The organism is Pseudomonas sp. Lb2C2 (assembly GCF_052112205.1).
GTDB classification, from domain to species: Bacteria; Pseudomonadota; Gammaproteobacteria; order Pseudomonadales; family Pseudomonadaceae; genus Aquipseudomonas; species Aquipseudomonas kilonensis.
Genome location: NZ_JAUTYW010000017.1, coordinates 1 through 1,756, shown reverse-complemented (window position 1 = coordinate 1,756; position 1,756 = coordinate 1). Strand labels below are relative to the sequence as shown.

1 rRNA gene is annotated in these 1,756 nt (G+C 52.9%); it reads right to left on the bottom strand.

Going from position 1 to position 1,756, the window contains the following annotated elements:
• Window positions 1–28: 28 nt before the first annotated feature.
• Window positions 29–1,756: ribosomal RNA gene (locus Q7F16_RS30050) — 23S ribosomal RNA — on the bottom strand; the annotation flags it as partial.

The following is a 1,756-nucleotide window of genomic DNA, read 5'->3' as shown; positions in this document are numbered from 1 at the left end:
TCGAGTTCACAAATTGCTTGGGTGTTATATGGTCAAGCCTCACGGGCAATTAGTACAGGTTAGCTCAACGCCTCACAGCGCTTACACACCCTGCCTATCAACGTCGTAGTCTTCGACGGCCCTTCAGGGGACTCAAGGTCCCAGTGAGATCTCATCTTGAGGCAAGTTTCCCGCTTAGATGCTTTCAGCGGTTATCTTTCCCGAACATAGCTACCCGGCAATGCCACTGGCGTGACAACCGGAACACCAGAGGTTCGTCCACTCCGGTCCTCTCGTACTAGGAGCAGCCCCTCTCAAATCTCAAACGTCCACGGCAGATAGGGACCGAACTGTCTCACGACGTTCTAAACCCAGCTCGCGTACCACTTTAAATGGCGAACAGCCATACCCTTGGGACCGGCTTCAGCCCCAGGATGTGATGAGCCGACATCGAGGTGCCAAACACCGCCGTCGATATGAACTCTTGGGCGGTATCAGCCTGTTATCCCCGGAGTACCTTTTATCCGTTGAGCGATGGCCCTTCCATACAGAACCACCGGATCACTAAGACCTACTTTCGTACCTGCTCGACGTGTCTGTCTCGCAGTCAAGCGCGCTTTTGCCTTTATACTCTACGACCGATTTCCGACCGGTCTGAGCGCACCTTCGTACTCCTCCGTTACTCTTTAGGAGGAGACCGCCCCAGTCAAACTACCCACCATACACTGTCCTCGATCCGGATAACGGACCTGAGTTAGAACCTCAAAGTTGCCAGGGTGGTATTTCAAGGATGGCTCCACGCGAACTGGCGTCCACGCTTCAAAGCCTCCCACCTATCCTACACAAGCAAATTCAAAGTCCAGTGCAAAGCTATAGTAAAGGTTCACGGGGTCTTTCCGTCTAGCCGCGGATACACTGCATCTTCACAGCGATTTCAATTTCACTGAGTCTCGGGTGGAGACAGCGCCGCCATCGTTACGCCATTCGTGCAGGTCGGAACTTACCCGACAAGGAATTTCGCTACCTTAGGACCGTTATAGTTACGGCCGCCGTTTACCGGGGCTTCGATCAAGAGCTTCGCGTTAGCTAACCCCATCAATTAACCTTCCGGCACCGGGCAGGCGTCACACCCTATACGTCCACTTTCGTGTTTGCAGAGTGCTGTGTTTTTAATAAACAGTCGCAGCGGCCTGGTATCTTCGACCGGCGTGGGCTTACGCAGCAAGTGCTTCACCCTCACCGGCGCACCTTCTCCCGAAGTTACGGTGCCATTTTGCCTAGTTCCTTCACCCGAGTTCTCTCAAGCGCCTTGGTATTCTCTACCCAACCACCTGTGTCGGTTTGGGGTACGGTTCCTGGTTACCTGAAGCTTAGAAGCTTTTCTTGGAAGCATGGCATCAACCACTTCGTCACCCAAAGGGTAACTCGTCATCAGCTCTCGGCCTTGGAATCCCGGATTTACCTAAGATTCCAGCCTACCACCTTAAACTTGGACAACCAACGCCAAGCTGGCCTAGCCTTCTCCGTCCCTCCATCGCAATAACCAGAAGTACAGGAATATTAACCTGTTTTCCATCGACTACGCTTTTCAGCCTCGCCTTAGGGACCGACTAACCCTGCGTCGATTAACGTTGCGCAGGAAACCTTGGTCTTTCGGCGTGGGTGTTTTTCACACCCATTGTCGTTACTCATGTCAGCATTCGCACTTCTGATACCTCCAGCAAGCTTCTCAACTCACCTTCACAGGCTTACAGAACGCTCCTCTACCGCATCACTT